This is a genomic window from Kitasatospora sp. NPDC024654, from assembly GCF_055559155.1.
Map to the genome: position 1 here is coordinate 118,678 of NZ_JBVHLF010000005.1, position 20,238 is coordinate 138,915.

Genomic DNA, 20,238 nt, shown 5'->3' on the forward strand with positions numbered 1-20,238 from the left:
CATTCGGTTGGTGGACAAACTGAGCCGGGGTCAGCGGCCCAGTCGACTACGGACCATACCGATCATCGCGTTCAGCTCCTCGATCCGCATCCGGCGGGCGAGCGCCAGGAAGGCGGACAGCTGGACGGCGGCCGCGACCGCCACCGCGACCACGCTGCCGAACCAGCCGCCGAGCAGGTCGCCGAGGCCGAACGAGACCAGGAACCCGAGCAGGCCGGCCGGCAGGCAGGCGATGCTGAGCCGGGCGTACGTCCGGGCGATCCGCCCGGTGTCCAGGCCGCCGATCCGTGCCTTGAGCTTGGGCAGCGCCACCGCGACCCCGAGCGCGTAGGAGGCGCCGTAGCCGAGTGCCATCCCGGTGACCGCCCACCGGGCGGGGAGCACAAGGTAGCAGAGGACCGCGGCGCCGGCCTGGGCGGCGGCCACCCAGACGGTGTTGGAGAACGGGGTCCGGGTGTCCTCGTAGGCGTAGAAGCCGCGCAGCAGGACGTACTGCACGGAGTACGGGATCAGGCCGAGGGCGAAGGCGGAGAGCATGTACCCGACCGCGGTGGTGGCGTGCGCGACGCCGCCGCCGTTGCCCAGCCCGTAGATCGCGGTGCCGATCTGCGGGCCGAGGGCCAGGAAGAGGAAGGCGGCCGGGACGATCGCCACCGCGGAGGTGCGCAGCCCGTACGAGAGGTCGTCGCGGACCGCGCCGGCGTCACCGTCGGCGGCCGAGCGGGAGAGCCGTGGCAGCACCGCGCTCATCACCGAGACGGTGATCACGGCCATCGGCAGCTGCCAGATCAGCAGCGCGTTGGAGTAGGCCGCCAGGCCCACGCCGAGGACGCCGGTCTGCGCGGCCCGGGCGCCGGCCGCGGTGGCGAGCTGGGTGACCACCAGGTAGCCGGCCTGGTTGGCGAGCACGAAGAGGAAGGTCCACTTGGCCAGCCGGGCCGCCTTGCCCAGGCCGTGCCCGCGCCAGTCGAAGCGGGGCCGGAACCGGAAGCCGGCGGCGCGCAGGTACGGGATCATCGACAGCGCCTGCACCGCGAGCCCGAGCAGGGTGCCGATCCCCAGCAGTCGCAGGCCCTCGGGAGAGACGCTCTCCGGGGTGACCCGGCTGTGCTGGAAGGTCCCGAAGACCCAGAGGTACATCCCGAAGCTGAAGATCACCACGATGTTGTTGAGGACCGGGGTCCACATCATCGCGCCGAACCGGCCACGGGCGTTGAGGATCTGACCCATCACCACGTGAACGCCCATGAAGAAGATGGTCGGCAGGCAGTAACGGGCCAGGGTCACCGTGGTGTCGGCGCCGACCGGGTCGCGCATCAGCGAGTGCGAGATCAGCTGGACCAGCAGCGGGGCGGCCAGCACCGCCACGAAGGCGACCCCGGCCAGGCCGGTGATCACCACGGTGAGCAGCCGGTTGGCGTAGGCGGTGCCGCCGTCCTCGTCCTGCTTCATGCTGCGGACCAGCTGCGGGACGAAGACCGCGTTGAGCGCGCCGCCGCCGATCAGGATGTAGAGCAGGGTGGGCAGGGTGTTCGCGGCGGAGTAGGAGTCGCCCATGGTGCCGACGCCGATCGCGGCGGCGATCACCATGGTGCGCAGGAAGCCGGTGGCGCGGGAGACCAGGGTGCCGGCGGCCATCACGGCGCTGGAGTTGACCAGGTTGACCACCCGGCCGCCGACCGAGGGGGTCGCGGCGGCGGGGGACGGCTCGAGCGGCTCGGCGGGTTCGCCCGGTTCGCCAGGGGTCTCCGGCGGTTCTCCGACGGCGCTCCCCGAGCCCCGGTCCGGTTCCCTGCGCCTGACGGGTTCCTCGGGCCGGTGGCCGGGCGGGGCCGGCGGCGCGGTGGCGGCCCGCCCCCCGGTCTCCGCGGTGGTGAGCGGCGGGTCGAACTCGATCACCGGGACGAACGGCTTCTCCGCGGTGGCCGTCGCGGTGCCGAGCAGGTCGTCCACCCCGATGAACTCGTCGGGCTCGCCGTCCCCCGCGGTGCCGGCGGCCACCGGGACCTGGACCGGGGCCTGCACCGGGGCCGGGCGGGCCCAGCGGGAGGCCGGGATCACCGCCTCCAGGCCGTCCGCCTTCGGGGCGGCCGCCTCGAAGGGCTCCTCGGCGGATTCCTCGACGGGCTCCGGGGCCGGCTCCGGAGTCGGCCCCGCGTCGTCCGTGGCGCGGTGGTACGGCCCGGGCTGGTCGGCGCCGGCGTACGGATCGGCGGCGTACGGGTCCCGAGCGTAGGTGTCGGCCAGGTACCAGTCCGGTTCCTCCGCCGCGGCCTCCGGTGCGGGCGCACTCCCGGTCCGGTTCCGGTCGCGCTCCTGGCCCTGCACTCGGTCGTCACGCGGCGCGTTCATGCCACCTCTTAGGCGTCCTGGTCCGGCTGGTCTCGGAGACCTACTGTCTCATCACGGCTCGGCCGAACCCGGCTTTCGACGCCGACCGCTACGCCTGCGCCGTGGTGGTCCCCTGGTCGGTGACCCGGTCCGCCGCATCCGGCACCAGGGGCGCGTCCGGGTCCTCGGGCTCCCCGTCCTGCTTCTTGCGCTGGAGGTAGATTCGCGCCCCGGCCAGCAGCACCAGCACGCCGCCGGCGCCGACCACCCACCAGACCCCGCTGGGCACCTTGGTGACCTCGACGTTGAACTGCACCGCGGGCCCGTACGGCTGCGGGTCCGGCCCGACCGTCCACAGCTGGGCGGTCATCGGGACCAGCCCGTTCTGCTTGGCCTGCGCGGTGAAGCGCAGCGAGTTGCTGTGCGCGGCGCCCAGCACCACCGGCACCGGCACGCTGACCTTGAGCCGGTTCGGCTGCCCGGAGGTGAGCCGCAGCTGCAGGTTCTCCACGGTCTGGTTGAGGTCGTTCTTGACGCTGACCTGCAACAGTCCGGAGTCACCCGGAAGAGTGATGATCTTACTCTTGGCCGGGATGCTCACCGCGGAGGTCAGCTGGTCCAGGTACTTCCGCACGTTGAGGCGGTAGCCCGTGCCGGCCGACTGCTGGTCGCGCCAGCCGGTGGAGACCGAGCGGACCATGGCGGCACCGAACGGGCTGCTCACCCGCTGCGGCACGGTCAGGATCCGGAGCAGCTGGTCGACCCCCTGCTGCATGGTCGAGACGGCCGCGAAGTCCGAGCTGGTCAGCTCGGAGGAGCGCAGGTTGCCCGGGTAGGAGTCGGCGCCCGGCACGGTGGTGGTGGCGCCGGGGTCGGCCGGCGCGCTCGCCACCGCGTCCAGCGTGGCCGGCGTGGTCCACTTGTCGTTCTGCGCGTCCTTCAGCGATTCGGCCAGTGCCTGCGCGGTGTTGGCGGTCAGCTCGCGCGGCGGCATCACCAGCAGGCTGCGCTGGTTGTTCGGCTGCTCCTGGGTGATGGCCAGGCTCTGGGCCAGGAAGCGTTGCTCGGCCAGGGTGCGCTCGGCCTGGGTGCTCAGGTCGGACTGGAACGGCGCGGACAGTCCGCTGTCGGCCACCACCGCGGTCAGGTTGTCGCCGATCGGCCGCGCCGCGTTCGGGGTGTGCGCCAGCGAGGGGGAGTCCGGCAGGCTGGTGCCGTTCACCAGCACCAGCGAGTCGCCCAGCTTCTGCGCGGTGCCCGCGATCTCCTGGTCCAGCTCCCCCTGGTACGGCCAGGCGACGTCGTTGCGGACGTCCACCGACAGCCGGCCCTCGACGGTGACCTTGCCCGCCGTGCTCGCCTTGCCCAGCGCGGTGTCCAGGCCGGCCAGGCCCTGGCCGTTGTGCGCGATCGAGGCGAGGTCCGGGTCGGCGTACGGCAGCGCGACCACCTCGTCGCCGTTCTTGGTCACCGCGGCGCGCAGCTCGTTCAGCCAGGCGGTGGCCACCGCCTGGCCCTTGCCCGGGGTGGTGTTGTCGTCCTTGGCCGGCTCGCCGCCGTGGCCGGGCTGTTGCACCCGGTACGCCTGGGTCATCGCGTACACGGTGTCCAGCAGGTCGGGGTCGATCACCCAGGTCAGCGACGGGACGGTGGCCCCGATCTTGACCAGCTGGTCCAGCCGGCCGCCCGGAGCCAGCTCGGTGGCCAGCGAGTCGTCCCGCAGCACCGGGGTCTGGTCGGTGTCGTTGCCGGCCACGGTCTGGGCCACCAGCTCGGGCGCGTGGGTGAGCGGCCAGAGCGTGCCGATCTGGGTGGGCTTGGTGTCCTTGGGGTCCGGGAAGTACGGCAGCAGGCTGCGGGCGATGCCCACCTGGTGGGTGCTGTCGTCGTCCTGGGTGCCGCCTTGGACGTCCACCGCGAGCTCGTAGACCCCCTGGTCCAGCTTCAGGTCGCCCATCGAGACCTGGAGCGTGAAGGGCGCCGAGGCACCCGGCGCGAGGTCGTTCAGCTGCTGGGTCGGGTTGTCCAGCTCGCGGCCGTCGGCAGCGGTCGGGGTGGTCCTGGCCAGCATGGTGTCGATGTCGCTGCGGGTGCTCAGCGGGTCCTTGGTCCGGCCACCGACCAGCAGGCCCGCGTGGGCGTTCCTGACCGGGGCGGTGCCGCCGTTGGTGACCTGGCCGCTGACGACCAGGGTGCCGTTCGCGCCGGGCGCGGTCGGCTCGACGCTGTTGATGCTGACCGCGACCGGGAAGTCCGGGGTCACGCCGGCCAGCGTCGGCGCGGCCAGCGCCTGCGGGGCCACCACCGCGCCCAGCAGCGCCAGCGCGCAGCCACCGGCCAGGGCGGCGAGTCCGGTCCGGCCCGCGCGTCGGGGCCCCCGGACCAGCCCGCGAGGACCTCCCGTGTGCCGTGCTGGCTCACTCACGCCGTTCGCCCTCACCGTTCTGGTCCGCTGCCGTCAACATCCTGCGGTGCCGCTCCGCGCCGACCGCTGTCGCGGCACTGCCCGGGACGACGCGCCGCGCCGGACCGGAGGTTCCCCACCGGCATGGTAACGACGCCGCCCGGTCGGCAGTGTTGCGGGCCGGGCGATGCGGACCGGCCGGAAAACCCACGGGCCACCGGTGGTCGGGGCCACGTACCCTTGTGTGCCGTGTCCACCACCAATGATTCCAGCTCCGCGCCGCTCGCCCCGCCCGCCGCCGGCTCCGCCCTGCCAGGCCTGAGCGAGGCGCAGACCCTCGGCCTGCAGGAGCTGCTCCGGGTCTCGCCGGTCGCGGACGAGATCGCCCGGCGCTTCCAGGACGCCGGCTTCCGGCTGGCGCTGGTCGGGGGTTCGGTGCGGGACGCGCTGCTCGGCCGGCTCGGCAACGACCTGGACTTCACCACCGACGCCCGCCCCCGGCAGGTGCTCAAGCTGGTCAAGGGCTGGGCGGACGCGGTCTGGGACGTGGGCATCGCCTTCGGCACGGTCGGCGCCCGCAAGGACACCGCGGACGGGTCCTACCTGATCGAGATCACCACCTACCGCTCCGAGGCGTACGACCGCACCTCCCGCAAGCCCGAGGTGACCTTCGGCGACACCATCGAGGAGGACCTGGTCCGCCGGGACTTCACGGTCAACTCGATGGCCGTCGACCTGCCCGGTCGCGGCTTCGTCGACCCGCACCGCGGTCTGGAGGACCTGGAGGTCCGGGTGCTGCGCACCCCGGCCACGCCCGAGGAGTCGTTCTCCGACGACCCGCTGCGGATGATGCGGGCCGCCCGCTTCGCCGCCCAGCTCGACTTCACCCCCGCACCCGAGGTGATCGCGGCGATGACCGCGATGGCCGAGCGGATCACCATCGTGTCGGCCGAGCGGGTGCAAGCCGAGCTGAACAAGCTGCTGCTGGCGGACCACCCGATCAAGGGGCTGCGGCTGCTGGTCGACACCGGGCTGGCGGGCCACGTGCTGCCCGAGCTGCCGGCGCTGCGCCTGGAGCGGGACGAGCACCACCGGCACAAGGACGTCTACGAGCACTCGCTGACCGTCCTGGAGCAGGCCGTCGCGTTGGAGACGGACGGCCCGGACCTGACGCTGCGGCTGGCCGCGCTGCTGCACGACATCGGCAAGCCGCGCACCCGCCGCTTCGAGTCGGACGGCCGGGTCTCCTTCCACCACCACGAGATGGTCGGCGCGAAGATGACCCGGAAGCGGATGCGGGAGCTGAAGTACTCCAAGGAGCTGATCGACGACGTCGCCCGGCTGGTCGAGCTGCACCTGCGCTTCCACGGCTACGGCGCCGGCGAGTGGACCGACTCCGCCGTCCGCCGCTACGTCACGGACGCCGGTCCGCTGCTGGAGCGCCTGCACAAGCTGACCCGCTCCGACTGCACCACCCGCAACCGCAAGAAGGCGCTCACGCTCTCCCGCACCTACGACAGCCTGGAGGAGCGGATCGCGCAGCTCAAGGAGCAGGAGGAGCTGGACTCCATCCGCCCGGCGCTGGACGGCAACCAGATCATGGAGCTGCTCGGACTGAAGCCCGGCCCGTTGGTCGGCAAGGCCTACAAGCACCTGCTGGAGCTGCGGCTGGAGCACGGCCCGATGGACGAGGAGACCGCGGTGGCCGCGCTCAAGCAGTGGTGGGAGGCCGAGCGGCCGGCGGCCGACTAGCGGGTGGCGGTCAGGCAGAGCACGAGCCGCCGCGACCCCTGCTCGCGGCTGTACCAGCTGTCCGCGCCGGGCACCGCCCGGCAGGCGCTCGGTCCGTCGCTGCTGCCGGGAACCCGCTCGACCACCCGGTACTCGGCCCGCTGGTCGGTGCAGGGGAGCAGCTCGATGACCGGCACGGGGTCGTCCGCGCCGGCGCTCGGGTGGTCGTCGCGCAGGCAGTCGCCGACCGCGGCGCCGGTCGGGCCGCCGGCCGGATCGGCCGGCGGGGCGGTGACGGCCCGGGGGCTCGGCGCGACACCCGCCTCGGAGGGACGGTTCGCGAGCGGCCGGTCACCCGGGCCGACGGTCAGCAGCACGGCCAGCGCCAGCACCGGCAGGGCCGGCACCACCAGCATCCCGATCGCCGGGCGCCTGGTCAGCGGCATCCCGGGGTCGAGCTGCGGCCCGTGGCTGCCGGGCGGCGGCGGGGGCAGCTCGCGCAGCCGTCGGTGCACCGCGCGGTTGCGCAACAGGGCGGCCGGCACGAGGACCGGCGACGGGTAACTCCACCAGCCGCGCAGCAGGGTCTGCTGGGAGAGGTCGCGGATCGTCGCGGTGCCGCAGACCACGCAGTACGGGCCCGGGCGACGGAGCGGTCGGGCCAGCAGGCCCCGGCCGCGGTGACCGCGCACGGTGGCCGCCAAGGCCGGGCGGCCGCCGCAGAACCGGCAGGCCGGTCCGTCCGGTACGGACGTGGCGCGACGCTCGGGGATCGCCGGCGGTGGGGCCGGGTAGCCCTGGCCGGGCAGCGGCGGGCCGCCGGTCGGCGGGGGCGGTGGCCCGTACGAGGCGGGCGATGGGCCGAAGCCGGGGTAAGGGTGGGGATTCGGTGGCGTGCTCACAGGCTCCCCCTGCGACGACGGACTGTCCTCACCCGGTGACGGAGTGAGGCGGGCGGCAGGTACCCTAGCGAGTCCGCGCCGGCCGGGTGCCGTGCGCCACGGCTCGGTTGACGCCGCTCAGTTGACGGGCGGCGGCGTCCGCCGGGCGGCGCGGACGTAGAGCGCCGCACTGCCCGCGTACACCAGCGCGACCCCCGCCACCACGCCCACCGATCGTCCGTTCAGCGGCAGCACCAGCGCGGTCACTCCGGCGGCCGCCACGAAGGCCACGTTGAAGAGCACGTCGTAGAGCGCGAAGACCCGGCCGCGGTAGGCGTCCTCCACCGAGTTCTGCACGATCGTGTCGGTGCAGATCTTGCTGCCCTGGGTGACCACGCCGAGCAGCAGCGCGGCGGCCATCGCGGGCGCGACCCGGAACGGCAGCCCGAGCGCCGGCACGAAGACGGCGGCCGAGCCGAGACAGCCGGTCAGCCAGCCGGCCAGCCCCAGCCGCCGGGTGAACCAGGGGCTGACCACCGCGGCGAGGAAGAAGCCCACCGCGGAGAAGCCCAGCGCGGTGCCCAGGGTGGCCAGGCCGGCCTGGCTGTCCTCGGGGTCGTTGAAGGTGTAGCGGGAGAGCATCAGGACGGTGACGATCAGCACGCCGTAGCAGAACCGGGCAGCGGTGACCGCGGCGAGCGCGTGCACGGCGGGCCGGCAGTCCCGGAGCAGGTGGCGCAGGCCGGCGGCGAACTCGTGCCCGGCCTGGCCGAGCGCCTGCCGCAGATCGGGCCGGTCCGGGTGGTGCTCGGGGCCGAGCAGCTCGGGGGCCATCCGGTGCGCGGCCAGCGCGGCGGCGAGGTAGAGCGCGGCGGCGACCGTGACCAGCGCCGCGTCCGCCTCCGGGCCGGGGGCCATCACCTGGTGGAAGAGGAAGCCGATCCCACCGCCGCAGGCCGCCGCGACGGTGCCGAGGGTGGGGGAGAGGGCGTTGGCGGTGACCAGCTGGGCGGGGTCGACCACCCTGGGCAGTGCGGCGGAGAGGCCGGCCAGGATGAACCGGTTGAGCGCGGTGACCAGCAGGGCGGCGGCGAAGAACAGCCAGTCCGGGGCCTGTCCGAGCAGCAGGGCGGCGGTCACCAGGCCGAGCCCGAAGCGGGCCAGGTTGCCCAGGTAGAGCACCTGCCGGCGGCGCCAGCGGTCCAGCAGGACCCCGGCGAACGGGCCGATCACCGAGAACGGCAGCAGCAACACGGCCAGCATCGAGGCGATGTCGGCCGGGCTGGACTGCCGCTCCGGCGAGAAGATCACGTACGAGGCCAGTGAGACCTGGAAGACCCCGTCGGAGAGCTGCGAGAGCAGCCGGGCGGTGAGCAGCCGGCGGAAGTCGCGGGTGCGTACCAGAGCGCCGAGCGTGGCGCGGCCGGTGGACGGGTTGTCGGGAGCCGGAGCCGGCCGTCGGGTGATCGCCACCCGCCCAGGGTGTCATGACGGCGGCCGATGTTTCACGTGAAACATCGGCCGCCGTCATGGGCTCGGCGCTCGGACCGGCACTGAGCCCCTACGGTCGCGGACCGCTCAGCGCGAAGCTACAGGAGCGAACTTGGCTGCGCTCAGCGCGAAGCTCCTACAGTCGCGAACTTCGCTGCGCTCAGCGCGAAGCTCCTACAGTCGCGAACTTCGCTGCGCTCAGCGCTCGACCTCACCGCGGATGAACTTCTCGACGTTCTCGCGGGCCTCGTCGTCGAAGTACTGGACCGGCGGGGACTTCATGAAGTACGAGGACGCGGAGAGGATCGGGCCACCGATGCCGCGGTCCTTGGCGATCTTCGCGGCGCGCACCGCGTCGATGATCACACCGGCCGAGTTCGGGGAGTCCCAGACCTCGAGCTTGTACTCCAGGTTCAGCGGAACGTCACCGAAGGCGCGGCCCTCGAGGCGGACGTACGCCCACTTGCGGTCGTCCAGCCAGGCGACGTAGTCGGACGGACCGATGTGGACGTTCTTGGCGCCCAGCTCACGGTCGCGGATCTGCGAGGTGACGGCCTGGGTCTTGGAGATCTTCTTGGACTCCAGGCGCTCACGCTCGAGCATGTTCTTGAAGTCCATGTTGCCGCCGACGTTCAGCTGCATGGTGCGCTCCAGGATGACCCCGCGGTCCTCGAAGAGCTTCGCCATCACGCGGTGCGTGATGGTGGCACCGACCTGCGACTTGATGTCGTCACCGACGATCGGCACGCCGGCCTCGGTGAACTTGTCGGCCCACTCCTTGGTGCCGGCGATGAACACCGGAAGGGCGTTCACGAAGGCGACCTTGGCGTCGATGGCGCACTGCGCGTAGAACTTGGCGGCCTCCTCGGAGCCCACCGGCAGGTAGCAGACCAGAACGTCGACCTGCTTGTCCTTGAGGACCTGCACGACGTCGACCGGGGCCTCGTCGGACTCCTCGATGGTCTGCAGGTAGTACTTGCCGAGGCCGTCCAGGGTGTGGCCGCGCTGCACGGTCACGCCGGTCGGCGGCACGTCGCAGATCTTGATGGTGTTGTTCTCGCTGGCGGTGATGGCGTGCGCCAGGTCCTCGCCGACCTTCTTGGCGTCGACGTCGAACGCGGCGACGAACTCCACGTCACGGACGTGGTAGTCGCCGAACTGCACGTGCATCAGCCCGGGGACCTTGCCGGCCGGGTCGGCGTCCTTGTAGTACTCGACACCCTGCACCAGCGACGCGGCGCAGTTGCCCACGCCCACGATGGCTACGCGAACCGAACCCATTCCGGTTGCTCCCTGTGATCTCGTGAGACTCGCCGGAGATCGACGGGCCTCTTTGCTACTCATCTGACAATCTGAATGGCGCGCTGCGCCCACTCCCGCCACGTGGCACCGGGGCCGGTGGCGCGGGCTGCTCCTAGCCGGAGCGCCCGGGGCGGTCCCGGCCGGTTCGGTTGGCCCGCTCGGTCTCGATCAGCTCGTTGAGCCACCGGACCTCGCGTTCCACCGATTCCAGCCCGTGCCGCTGCAGTTCGAGCGTGTAGTCGTCGAACCGCTCGCGGGTGCGGGCGATCGAGCTGCGCATCCGCTCCAGCCGCTCTTCCAGGCGGCTACGGCGTCCTTCCAGGACCCGCATCCGCACCGCCCGGTCGGTCTGGCCGAAGAAGGCGAAGTGCACCCCGAAGTGCTCGTCCTCCCAGGCGTCCGGACCGGAGTCCGCGAGCAGCTCCTCGAAGCGCTGCTTGCCCTCGGCGGAGAGCCGGTAGACGATCTTCGATCGTTTGCCGTTGAGCGCGGTCGCCGGGACGTACTCGGTGTCGGGGTTGTCCTCCACCAGGAAGCCCTGGGCGACCAGGCCCTTCAAACACGGGTAGAGCGTCCCGTAGGAGAAGGCGCGGAACGAGCCCAGCAGCACGTTGAGGCGCTTGCGCAGTTCGTACCCGTGCATCGGGGCGTCGTGCAGCAGGCCGAGGACGGCGAACTCCAGCACTCCAGAGCGCCTGCTCACCCTCTCCGGCCTCCTCTCCTGCGGTGTCTCCGCGGACACATCGCACGCGGTATGCCGCTGCGATGTATCGACTCGATATATCGAGAACGATAGGCCGGGGTCACGATTCGGGCAAGGGGGGCACGGGTGAATGTGATCACAGGACTTCTGAGGGGGTTCGGGCACCCTCACGTCAAGGCCAACTCGGGGGTTATTGGCAACGGCCATGTAATGATCTGCTGACGTTTCGTAACTCTTGTGGGGATATGCCCGATTAGCTCGTATTTCTGGATGCGTACGCTGTCGCGTGTGCACGAGGACCACCACCGGGGCAACGGGCCGCACGACCACAGGCCTAGGGCGGTTGCGGGCATCGGAAGTGGAATCCGTCTCCAGGCGCCTGTGCCTGGCCTAGGAGTTACTGGACTATGAGCGAACGACGGCGAAGGTCGCCGAATGGTGACGGCAATCAGCAACCGCCCGGTTATGGCGGCGGGCGTCCGTACGCCTACGGCACGCCGCCGGAGGGTGCGCCGTCCTACGGCGCCTCCGGCCGGGCCGGCGCGCGCGGTCCGCAGAACCTGCGGGAGACCGCCCAGCAGCCCCGGATGACCCGGGCCGAGATGCGCAAGGCCGCCCAGAAGGGGGGCCGCAACGCGGCGCCCGCGGGCGGTGGCGGCCGGGGTGGCCGCGGCGGCGGTGCCAAACCGCCCGGCAAGAAGCGGTTCATCGACTACCCGCGCTGGGGCAAGAGCGGCATCCGTCGCTGGCTGCCCTCGTGGAAGCTGATCCTGTCGCTGTTCCTGATCTTCTTCGGCGGCACCACCGCGGCCGTCGGCGTGGCCTACGCCGAGACGACGGTTCCGGACCTCAACAGCATCGTCAACGACCAGAACAACATCTACTACTGGGCCGACGGCTCGGAGATGGTCCGCACCGGCAGCACCAACCGGCAGATCGTCCCGCTGAGCAACATCAGCGTCAACGTGCAGAACGCGGTGATCGCCGCCGAGAACGAGACCTTCCGCACCGACAGCGGCATCGACCCCCAGGGCATGGCCCGAGCCATCGTCAACATGGCGGAGGGCCAGTCGACCCAGGGCGGTTCGACGATCACCCAGCAGTACGTGAAGAACGCTTACCTGAACCAGGATCAGACGGTCTCCCGCAAGCTCAAGGAGATCTTCATCACCCTGAAGATCAACCAGAAGATGTCCAAGGACGACATCCTCGACGGCTACCTGAACACCAGCTGGTTCGGCCGCAACGCCAACGGCATCCAGGCCGCCGCCCGTGCCTACTACGGCATCGACGCCAGCAACCTGAACCCCTGCCAGTCCGCGATGCTGGCCGGCCTGCTCAAGGGCGCCGGCCTCTACGACCCCAGCCTGAGCGCGGGCAACCACGCCCGGATGTTCGGCACCCCGAGCGACCCGGCCAGCGGCCGCTGGGAGTGGATCCTGGGCAAGATGGTGAGCACCAAGGCCATCACCCAGGACCAGATGAACCAGTGCATCTCCGCGGGGCTGCCGGAGCCGATCAAGCTCCAGCCGCAGGCCGGCCTGACCGGCGAGATCGGCTACCTGGTCGACACCGCCAACCAGTACATCGAGAGCAAGGATCCGACGATCACCGACGCCACCTTGACCAGGGGCGGCTACCGGATCTACACGACCTTCCAGAAGGACAAGGTCGACGACCTGAAGCAGGCCGTCGACGACGCCGACGCGAAGCTGAACCCCACCAAGCGCCCCGACACGGACACCAACGTCCAGGTCGGTGCCGCCTCGGTGGTGCCGGGCGACGGCGCGCTGGTGGCGATCTACGGCGGTCCGGGGTACGACCAGAAGTACTTCACCAACAACGCCAACGCCTCCGGTGTCCCGGTCGGCTCGACCTTCAAGCCGTTCGTGCTGGCCACCGCGATGCAGGTCGGGGTGCAGACGCCGAGCGGTACCAAGAAGATCAACCAGGACAGCCGGTACCTGGCCGACGACATGAGCATCATCTACAAGCCGGACGGCACGCCGGTGCTGGACAGCAACAACCAGCCGTTCCGGCAGAAGAACGACGAGCCCGGCCCGCAGGGGTACGTCACGCTGGCCAAGGCGATGGCGCAGTCCTTCAACGTGCCGTACGTGCAGCTCGGCGAGAACGTCGGCGGCACCAACGTCGAGGCGCTGGCCCAGCAGATGGGGTTGAGCAAGGCGAGCTTCGCCGACCCCAACACGGCCTCCTTCGCCCTCGGTACCTCCACCCCGAACGCGATCCAGATGGCCTCCGCCTACTCGGTCTTCGCCGCCCGCGGCCAGCAGACCGACGTGTACTCGGTGACCAAGGTCGAGTTCAGCGGCCAGTCCCGGCCGGGCTTCGGCAAGCCGACCCCCAAGCCGGTGCTGGACCAGGCGGTCGCCGACAACATCACCCAGGTGCTGCAGGGCGTGGTGCAGAACGGCACCGGTACCAAGGCGCAGGCCGTGGGCCGGCCGGTGGCCGGTAAGACCGGTACCACCGACGACTACAAGTCCGCCTGGTTCGACGGGTACACCCCGCAGCTGGCCACCGCGGTCAGCATCTTCCGCGAGGACCCGAACAAGGGTGTGCTGATGTCGCTGAACGGCACCGGCGGCTCGACCGACGGTTTCTACGGCGGTGACGTCCCGACCGAGATCTGGGCCCAGTACATGAAGGCCGCGCTGGGCAACTCCCCGGTCCAGGACTTCCCGACGCCGCAGCCGGTCAACACCGAGGTCGACGAGTCGGGCGCGCCGAGCACCGCCTCGCCGTCCCCCTCGGTCTCCGCCTCGGTCTCCGCCTCGCCGACGGTCTCCGCGCCGGCCACCACGGCGGCACCGTCGCCGTCGCCGACCCCGGTGGCCCCGGCGCCGACCACCGAGGAGCCGACCACCGGGCCGACCTCGACCCCGACCGGCCCGCCGAACGGCGGCGGCTGCGGCTTCTTCGGCTGCCCGCCCACGGCGACGCCGACCAGGGGCCACGGCCACTCGCCGAGCCCGACCGACACCGCGACAGCCGGTCCCACCGACGGCGAGGGCGGACTCGTCGGAGGATGACCGCCCGCGGCGGCCCTGCACCTCGCAGGGCCGCCGCGGCCGTTTCCGGGGTGGTCCTCGTGGCGGCCCGGGAGGTACGGCAGTATGTCCGCCATGACCTCGATCGCGCGTGACGAATCCGCCGAGCCCGGGCCGACCATGGTCGAGGGCCCCCCGGCCAACACCGTGGTCGTTCCCGCGGACGAGGATCCGGTCGCGGCGGCCGGCAGCGAACTGCTCGGCGGCCCGCCCGGTCGCAGGGCCCTGCTGGGCGTCTCCTGGTGGATCCCGGCCCGGGTGCTGGCCCTGCTGACCATCGTGTCCTACCTGGCCGGCATGGTGCAGAAGCTGCCCTGCTACACCAGCGGCTGGTTCTTCGGCCTCACCGCGCAGTACACCCACGCCTGCTACAGCGACATCCCGCACCTCTACACGGCGCGCGGCTTCTCGGTCGGGCTGCACCCCTACCTCGACCAGATCCCCTCGGCCACCCCGGACATGAAGTTCCTGGAGTACCCGGTGCTGACCGGGTTCTTCATGCAGATCGCCAGCTGGCTCACCCCCACCGCCGGGGTCATCCAGGACCGCGAGCGCTGGTTCTGGATGGTCAACGCCGGGATGCTGCTGATCTGCGCGGTGATCACCGTGATCGCGCTCTCCCGCACCCACCGCCGCCGGCCGTGGGACGCCCTGCTGTTCGCCCTGGCGCCCTGCCTGGCGCTGGACGCCACGATCAACTGGGACCTGCTGGCGATCGCGCTGACCGCGGTCGCGATGGCCTACTGGTCCGGCCGCCGCCCGGTCTGGGCCGGTGTCTTCATCGGCCTGGCCACCGCCGCCAAGCTCTACCCGGTGCTGCTGCTCTTCCCGCTCTTCGTGCTCTGCTGGCGGGCCGGCCGCTGGCGGGAGTTCTGGCGGGCCACCGGCGCGGCGGTGGCGGCCTGGCTGGTGGTCAACCTGCCGATCATGCTGGCCAACTTCGACGGCTGGGCGACCTTCTACACCTTCAGCCAGACCCGCAAGGAGGACTACGGGTCCTTCTGGATGATCCTGATGCAGGACCGCGACCAGTCCCTGGACGGCCTGAACACCTGGATCGGCGTGCTGCTGGTGCTCTGCTTCCTGGCCATCGGCTGGCTGGCCCTGTCGGCCCCGCGCCGGCCGCGCTACGCCCAGCTGGTCTTCCTGGCGGTGGCGGCCTTCGTGGTGACCAACAAGGTCTACTCGCCGCAGTACGTGCTCTGGCTGATCCCGCTGGCCGCGCTGGCCCGGCCGCGCTGGCGCGACTTCCTGATCTGGCAGGCCTGCGAGGTGCTGTACTTCCTCGGCATCTGGTCCTACCTGGCCTACCTCGGGGACACCAAGCAGCACGGCATCGGCCAGGACTGGTACCACTTCGCGGTCCTGCTGCACCTGCTGGGCACGCTCTACCTGTGCGGCATGGTGATCCGCGACATCCTCCGCCCGGAGCTCGACCCGGTCCGCTGGGACGGCAGCGACGACCCGTCGGGCGGGGTGCTGGACTTCGCCGCGGACGTCTTCGCGCTGGGCCAGGCCCGCCGGCTGCGCGCGGAGGAGTCCTACCGCGCGGAGGAGCCCGCCGTCCCCGTCCCCTAACGATCGGCCACCCGGTCGAAGTGCGTGGTGGTGTGCCGGACGTTGACGCTCAACTCGTCACCGATGGCCGGCGGCTTGCCGGGGCCGGGCAGGAACAGGATGCTCACCTGCATGTGCGGCGGTTCGGCGAACCAGAGCTGCCGCCCGTTCCACTGGTACGGCGACAGCACCCGGTTGAGCGTGGCCAGCCCGGCCCGGGCGATGCCCTTGAACCGCGGCAGCACGCCGTGCACGTACTTCGGCGACTCCAGGCCGACGCCGTGCGCGGTACCGCCGGAGACCACCAGCAGGTGGCCGTCCGAGGGCGCCCGGTGCTGGCGGTAGCCGTACCGCTCGCCGCGCGCCACCGGCGTCACGTCCAGCACGGTGGCGCGGGCCTCCAGCGCGCCGATGTCGCCCAGCCAGAGCCGGGTGCCGATCCGGGACCGGAACTCGGTGGCCGGGTGCCGCTCGGCCAGCCGGGCGATCCCGGCCGAGCCGAGGTGGCTCAGGAACACCGTGCGGACCGGCAGCCCGACCGCCGCGATCGCCCGGACCCAGTCGGAGACCTCGAGTGCCGGGTCGGAGTCGTCCGGCCGGTCCAGCGGCAGGTGCAGCGCGAAGCCCTCGAAGCTCACCACGCCCAGCGATGCGGCCAGGTGCGGGAGTTCGGCGCGCGAGATGCCGTGCCGGCGCATGCTGGTCATGCACTCCACCACCACCCGCGCCCCCGGCAGCGCCCGCAGCGCCTCCACGCTCGCCACCGTCCGCACCACCCGGGACGGTAGCGGCCCGCCCTCCTCACCGATCCGGTACGGGGTCAGCACCAGCAGCTCGCCCGGGTAGCCCGGCAGCGCCTCGGCGGCCTCCGCCGCGGTGCCCACCGCCAGTATCGGCCGGCCCAGCCGGCCGGCCTCGGTGGCCAGCCGCCGGTTGCCCAGGCCGTAGCCGTTGCCCTTGGCCACCGGGACCAGCCCCGGGAACTCCGCGAGCAGCGCGTGCTGATGGGCCCGCCAGCGTTCGGTGTCCACGTACAGCGAGAGGGTCATCGGACTCTCCGAGGTGGTGCCGGATGGTTCCTGTTTCAGCGGCGGGACATGTAGAGGTCCAGCGCCCGGTGCAGCAGCTTGTTGAGCGGGAAGTCCCACTCACCGAGGTACTCGGCGGCCTGGCCGCCGGTGCCCACCTTGAACTGGATCAGCCCGAAGAGGTGGTCGTCCTCCTCCAGCGTGTCGCTGATCCCGCGCAGGTCGTAGACGCTCGCGCCGAGCGCGTAGGCGTCCCGCATCATCCGCCACTGGATCGCGTTGGACGGCTTGACCTCGCGGAGGTGGTTGGCGGAGGCGCCGTAGGAGTACCAGACGTGGTCGCCGACCGTCAGCATGGTGGTGGCGGCCAGCGGTTCGCCGTCCAGGTAGGCGAGGTAGAGACGCATCCGGTTGGGGTCCTCGGAGGTGAGCGCCTGCCACATCCGCTGGAAGTACGCGAGCGGGCGCGGGGTGAACCGGTCCCGCTCGGCGGTCACCTGGTAGAGCTGGTGGAAGACCGCCAGGTCCTGGTAGCCGCCCTGGACCACCTCGACGCCGCTCTTCTCGGCCTTCTTGATGTTGCGCCGCCACAGCTGGTTGAAGCCGCGCTGGATGTCGTCCAGCGAGCGGTTGGCCAGCGGCACCTGGAAGACGTAGCGCGGCTGGACGTCGCCGAAGCCGGCCCCGCCGTCCTCGCCCTGCAGCCAGCCGGACCGGCGCAGCCGTTCGGCCAGGTCGAAGGCGCGCGGCTCGTACCAGTCCGGTTCCAGGTCGCGCAGCCGCTTGGCGTCCTTGTTGGCCATCGCCTCCTTGATGGCGGCGGCGTCCCAGCGCCGGATCACCACCGGCGGGCCCATCTTCACCGAGAACGCGCCCTGCGCCTTGAGGTGCGCCAGCAGCGGCTGCAGCCAGCGGTCGAGGTCCGGGTCGAACCAGTCGATCACCGGTCCCTCGGGCAGGTAGGCCAGGTAGCGCTTGACCTTCGGCAGCTGCCGGTAGAGCACCAGGCCGGCTCCGACGATCGCGTCGGAGGCGTCGGTCCAGCCGATCGACTCGGTGCGCCACTCCGCCTTCACATCACCCCAGGAGGGCACCTGCATGTGGCTCGCGGAGGGCCGGCTGCGCACGAAGGCCAGGTGCTCCTCGCGGGTGATCGTCCTCAGACGCAGGCTCATGCTCGGGGTGCTCCTTGGCTTCGGGAGGGGCTAATTGCACCTTAATGCCCGAATAGTCCGATTCGGGTGGGTCCCACTGCGGCGCGTTGACGGAACCCTAGAACCTGTCCTGGACGGCGAACGGCGCTCCCCGTGCGGAGAGCGCCGTCCCGGGGTGCGCGGCCTGCTACCAGGCCCCGCCGAAGAGCCCGCCGTGGGCCAGGGCGATCCCGAAGCCCACCGCTGACGCGCCCAGTGCGATCACCACCACGAACCGCTCGGCCGTGGTCGCCGAGATGAACTGACCCCACAGGCCGGTGACGATGCCGGCCAGCCCGGCCCACGAGCCGAGGATGTGCAGATTGGCGAAGAAGGCCGAGATGATGGCCACCAGGCCGAAGACCACGGTCAGTCCGACCAGGGTGTTCTCCTTGGGGTGGGGGTGGCCGTCGGTGTTGAGGGTGAGTACGGGGATTCGGCGGAGCGTCTGTGCCATGAAACCCACCTCCTGCGGGGGCGAGGACTGCGCGTGAACCCGTTCTGCCCAGATTGCTCCGGTTGACCCCCTGATCTCAACCCGTACGCGTTTTGTTCGGCCGGATGGGTGCGGGTAGGCTGTGCGGTCTGCACTGGTGTAGTTGTGCCGCCTTGTGCCCGTTCGCGGGTCACCCCTTCGTGGGTGGGTGGCCGACCGATGTCCGACCCGGCCGCTACGGTGAGCCGGTGTCGTCACCGCACCGGTGCCGGCGCTGTACAACCCTCCTGCCACGGAGAGACCGTGGCCGCTGAGTCCAAAGGAGGTGGGTTACCCATGCGTCACTACGAGGTGATGGTCATCCTCGACCCCTCGGTCGAGGAGCGCGCTGTCTCCCCCATGATCGAGAACTTCCTCAACGTCGTCCGCACCGGTGGCGGCAACGTGGAGAAGGTCGACACCTGGGGCCGGCGTCGCCTGTCGTACGAGATCAACAAGCAGTCCGAGGGCATCTACACGGTCATCGACCTGAAGGCCACCCCCGAGGTCGTCAAGGAGCTCGACCGCCAGCTGTCGCTGAGCGAGTCGGTTCTGCGCACCAAGGTCCTGCGCCCGGACACCCACTGAGCCACCGCTGAGGCCCCCGGGCCTCCGGTAGCTCGCGTCCGATGTTTCACGTGAAACATCGCTGAACGGAACTCCTCCTCCCGAGAGGTCAGCACACCATGGCAGGCGAGACCGTCATCACACTCGTCGGCAATCTCGTCGACGACCCCGAGCTGCGTTTCACCCCCTCGGGTGCGGCGGTCGCGAAGTTCCGCATCGCGTCCACTCCCCGCACCTTCGACCGCCAGACCAACGAGTGGAAGGACGGCGAGAGCCTCTTCCTCACGTGCAACGTCTGGCGTCAGCCTGCGGAGAACGTGGCCGAGTCGCTGCAGCGCGGCATGCGCGTCATCGTGCAGGGCCGACTGCGCCAGCGGTCTTACGAGACCAAGGAAGGCGAGAAGCGGACCGTCTTCGAGGTCGAGGTCGACGAGGTCGGGCCGAGCCTGCGCTCGGCGACCGCCAAGGTGACCCGGGCCAACCGGTCCGGCGGTCCTGGCGGTGGCGGCTTCGGTGGCCAGCAGGGCGGCGGCGGTTACGGCGGTGGCGGCCAGCAGGGCGGCGGCGGCTGGGGTGGAAACTCCGGCGGCGGCCAGTCCGGCCCATCCGACGACCCGTGGGCGTCCAGCGCTCCCTCTGGTGGCAACCAGGGTGGCGGCGGCTGGGGAGCCCCGGCCGGTGGCGGCTACTCGGAAGAGCCTCCGTTCTAGAGCTGACAGATTTCGTGCGACCCGGCCCGGTGCCCTGGCACCGGTCCGGATCGTGAACCCCTTTTGGAGCACATGATGGCGAAGCCGCCTGCTCGCAAGCCGAAGAAGAAGGTTTGCGTCTTCTGCAAGGACAAGGTCAACTACGTTGACTACAAGGACACGAACCTGCTGCGGAAGTTCATCTCCGACCGTGGCAAGATCCGTGCCCGCCGGGTCACCGGCAACTGCACCCAGCACCAGCGTGACGTCGCCACGGCCGTGAAGAACAGCCGTGAGATGGCGCTGCTGCCCTACACCAGCACCGCGCGCTAAGAGAGGGTGACCGAAGAATGAAGATCATCCTCACTCACGAGGTCTCCGGCCTCGGTGGCGCCGGCGACATCGTCGACGTCAAGGACGGCTACGCCCGTAACTTCCTGGTTCCGCGTGGCTTCGCCATCCGCTGGACCAAGGGCGGCCAGAAGGACGTGGACGCGATCCGTCGCGCCCGCAAGATCCACGAGATCCAGACCATCGAGGCGGCCAACGAGTTCAAGGCCAAGCTCGAGGGTCTGCAGGTCAAGCTGGCCGTTCGCTCCGGCGACGCCGGCCGCCTGTTCGGCTCGGTGACCCAGGCCGACGTCGTCGAGGCCGTCAAGGCCGCCGGCGGCCCGGCGGTGGACAAGCGCGCCGTCACGATCGCCTCGCCGATCAAGACCGTGGGCACCCACAAGGTCTCGGTCAAGCTGCACGCCGACGTCCAGGCCGACCTCGACGTCGCCGTCGTCTCCGCCTGAGCGCAGCACCCGCAGTGA

General features: G+C 71.0%; 16 protein-coding genes. 7 read left to right on the forward strand and 9 right to left on the reverse strand.

Going from position 1 to position 20,238, the window contains the following annotated elements; genetic code table 11:
- Positions 1-30: 30 nt before the first annotated feature.
- Positions 31-2,352, reverse strand: coding sequence for a murein biosynthesis integral membrane protein MurJ (gene murJ, locus ACZ38L_RS04940; protein ID WP_465689296.1), 2,322 nt, complete (start codon positions 2,350-2,352; stop codon positions 31-33).
- Positions 2,353-2,440: 88 nt separating this feature from the next.
- Positions 2,441-4,756, reverse strand: coding sequence for a DUF6049 family protein (locus ACZ38L_RS04945; RefSeq protein ID WP_465689297.1), 2,316 nt, complete (start codon positions 4,754-4,756; stop codon positions 2,441-2,443).
- A gap of 288 nt (positions 4,757-5,044) precedes the next feature.
- Here ACZ38L_RS04945 and ACZ38L_RS04950 point away from each other — a divergent pair, with 288 nt between their 5' ends.
- On the forward strand, positions 5,045-6,487 hold the full coding sequence (locus ACZ38L_RS04950) for a CCA tRNA nucleotidyltransferase (protein ID WP_465689438.1): 1,443 nt from the start codon (positions 5,045-5,047) through the stop codon (positions 6,485-6,487).
- Here ACZ38L_RS04950 and ACZ38L_RS04955 read toward each other — a convergent pair.
- The 4 genes from ACZ38L_RS04955 to ACZ38L_RS04970 all read right to left on the reverse strand — a co-directional run bounded on the left by ACZ38L_RS04955 (position 6,484) and on the right by ACZ38L_RS04970 (position 10,843).
- Positions 6,484-7,368 carry an LppU/SCO3897 family protein gene (locus tag ACZ38L_RS04955; RefSeq protein WP_465689299.1) on the reverse strand — a complete coding sequence of 295 codons (885 nt, stop codon included), beginning with the start codon at positions 7,366-7,368 and terminating at the stop codon, positions 6,484-6,486. The two genes, ACZ38L_RS04950 and ACZ38L_RS04955, sit on opposite strands and share 4 nt — an antisense overlap.
- Positions 7,369-7,485: 117 nt before the next feature.
- Entirely contained in the window at positions 7,486-8,820 is a 1,335-nt protein-coding gene (locus ACZ38L_RS04960; protein ID WP_465689301.1) for an MFS transporter, read from the reverse strand.
- A 216-nt stretch (positions 8,821-9,036) separates the two neighbouring features.
- Complete coding sequence (locus ACZ38L_RS04965; protein WP_465689303.1) at positions 9,037-10,119, reverse strand: inositol-3-phosphate synthase; 1,083 nt, start codon at positions 10,117-10,119, stop codon at positions 9,037-9,039.
- 133 nt (positions 10,120-10,252) lie between these two features.
- Complete coding sequence (locus ACZ38L_RS04970; RefSeq protein ID WP_396556773.1) at positions 10,253-10,843, reverse strand: PadR family transcriptional regulator; 591 nt, start codon at positions 10,841-10,843, stop codon at positions 10,253-10,255.
- A 407-nt stretch (positions 10,844-11,250) separates the two neighbouring features.
- On the opposite strand from ACZ38L_RS04970, the gene ACZ38L_RS04975 reads away from it, so the two are divergent.
- Both ACZ38L_RS04975 and ACZ38L_RS04980 read left to right on the forward strand, forming a co-directional pair.
- Positions 11,251-13,896, forward strand: a complete 2,646-nt coding sequence (locus tag ACZ38L_RS04975) for a transglycosylase domain-containing protein (RefSeq protein ID WP_465689306.1) — start codon at positions 11,251-11,253, stop codon at positions 13,894-13,896.
- A gap of 93 nt (positions 13,897-13,989) precedes the next feature.
- Positions 13,990-15,492: a glycosyltransferase family 87 protein gene (locus ACZ38L_RS04980; protein ID WP_465689308.1), complete on the forward strand. Its 1,503-nt coding sequence runs from the start codon at positions 13,990-13,992 to the stop codon at positions 15,490-15,492.
- On the opposite strand, the gene ACZ38L_RS04985 is transcribed toward ACZ38L_RS04980, so the two are convergent.
- The 3 genes from ACZ38L_RS04985 to ACZ38L_RS04995 form a co-directional block, all read right to left on the reverse strand.
- Positions 15,489-16,520: an alanine racemase gene (locus ACZ38L_RS04985; protein ID WP_465689309.1), complete on the reverse strand. Its 1,032-nt coding sequence runs from the start codon at positions 16,518-16,520 to the stop codon at positions 15,489-15,491. The two genes, ACZ38L_RS04980 and ACZ38L_RS04985, sit on opposite strands and share 4 nt — an antisense overlap.
- 35 nt (positions 16,521-16,555) lie before the next feature.
- Positions 16,556-17,674: a lipid II:glycine glycyltransferase FemX gene (locus ACZ38L_RS04990; RefSeq protein ID WP_465689311.1), complete on the reverse strand. Its 1,119-nt coding sequence runs from the start codon at positions 17,672-17,674 to the stop codon at positions 16,556-16,558.
- 166 nt (positions 17,675-17,840) lie between these two features.
- The gene (locus tag ACZ38L_RS04995) at positions 17,841-18,149 is read right to left on the reverse strand and encodes a hypothetical protein (protein WP_465689313.1); all 309 of its coding nucleotides are present in this window, start codon (positions 18,147-18,149) and stop codon (positions 17,841-17,843) included.
- Between the two features lie 315 nt (positions 18,150-18,464).
- Between ACZ38L_RS04995 and rpsF the strand changes: the two genes are divergently transcribed.
- From rpsF to rplI, 4 genes are all read left to right on the forward strand, one after another.
- Positions 18,465-18,755, forward strand: a complete 291-nt coding sequence (gene rpsF / locus ACZ38L_RS05000; protein WP_465689315.1) for a 30S ribosomal protein S6 — start codon at positions 18,465-18,467, stop codon at positions 18,753-18,755.
- A 98-nt stretch (positions 18,756-18,853) separates the two neighbouring features.
- Positions 18,854-19,444, forward strand: coding sequence for a single-stranded DNA-binding protein (locus tag ACZ38L_RS05005; protein ID WP_396556759.1), 591 nt, complete (start codon positions 18,854-18,856; stop codon positions 19,442-19,444).
- Positions 19,445-19,519: 75 nt separating this feature from the next.
- A complete protein-coding gene (gene rpsR / locus ACZ38L_RS05010) occupies positions 19,520-19,756 on the forward strand; it encodes a 30S ribosomal protein S18 (protein ID WP_030304537.1) in 237 nt (78 codons plus the stop codon).
- Between the two features lie 17 nt (positions 19,757-19,773).
- Entirely contained in the window at positions 19,774-20,220 is a 447-nt protein-coding gene (gene rplI, locus ACZ38L_RS05015; RefSeq protein ID WP_396556757.1) for a 50S ribosomal protein L9, read from the forward strand.
- Positions 20,221-20,238 lie beyond the last annotated feature (18 nt).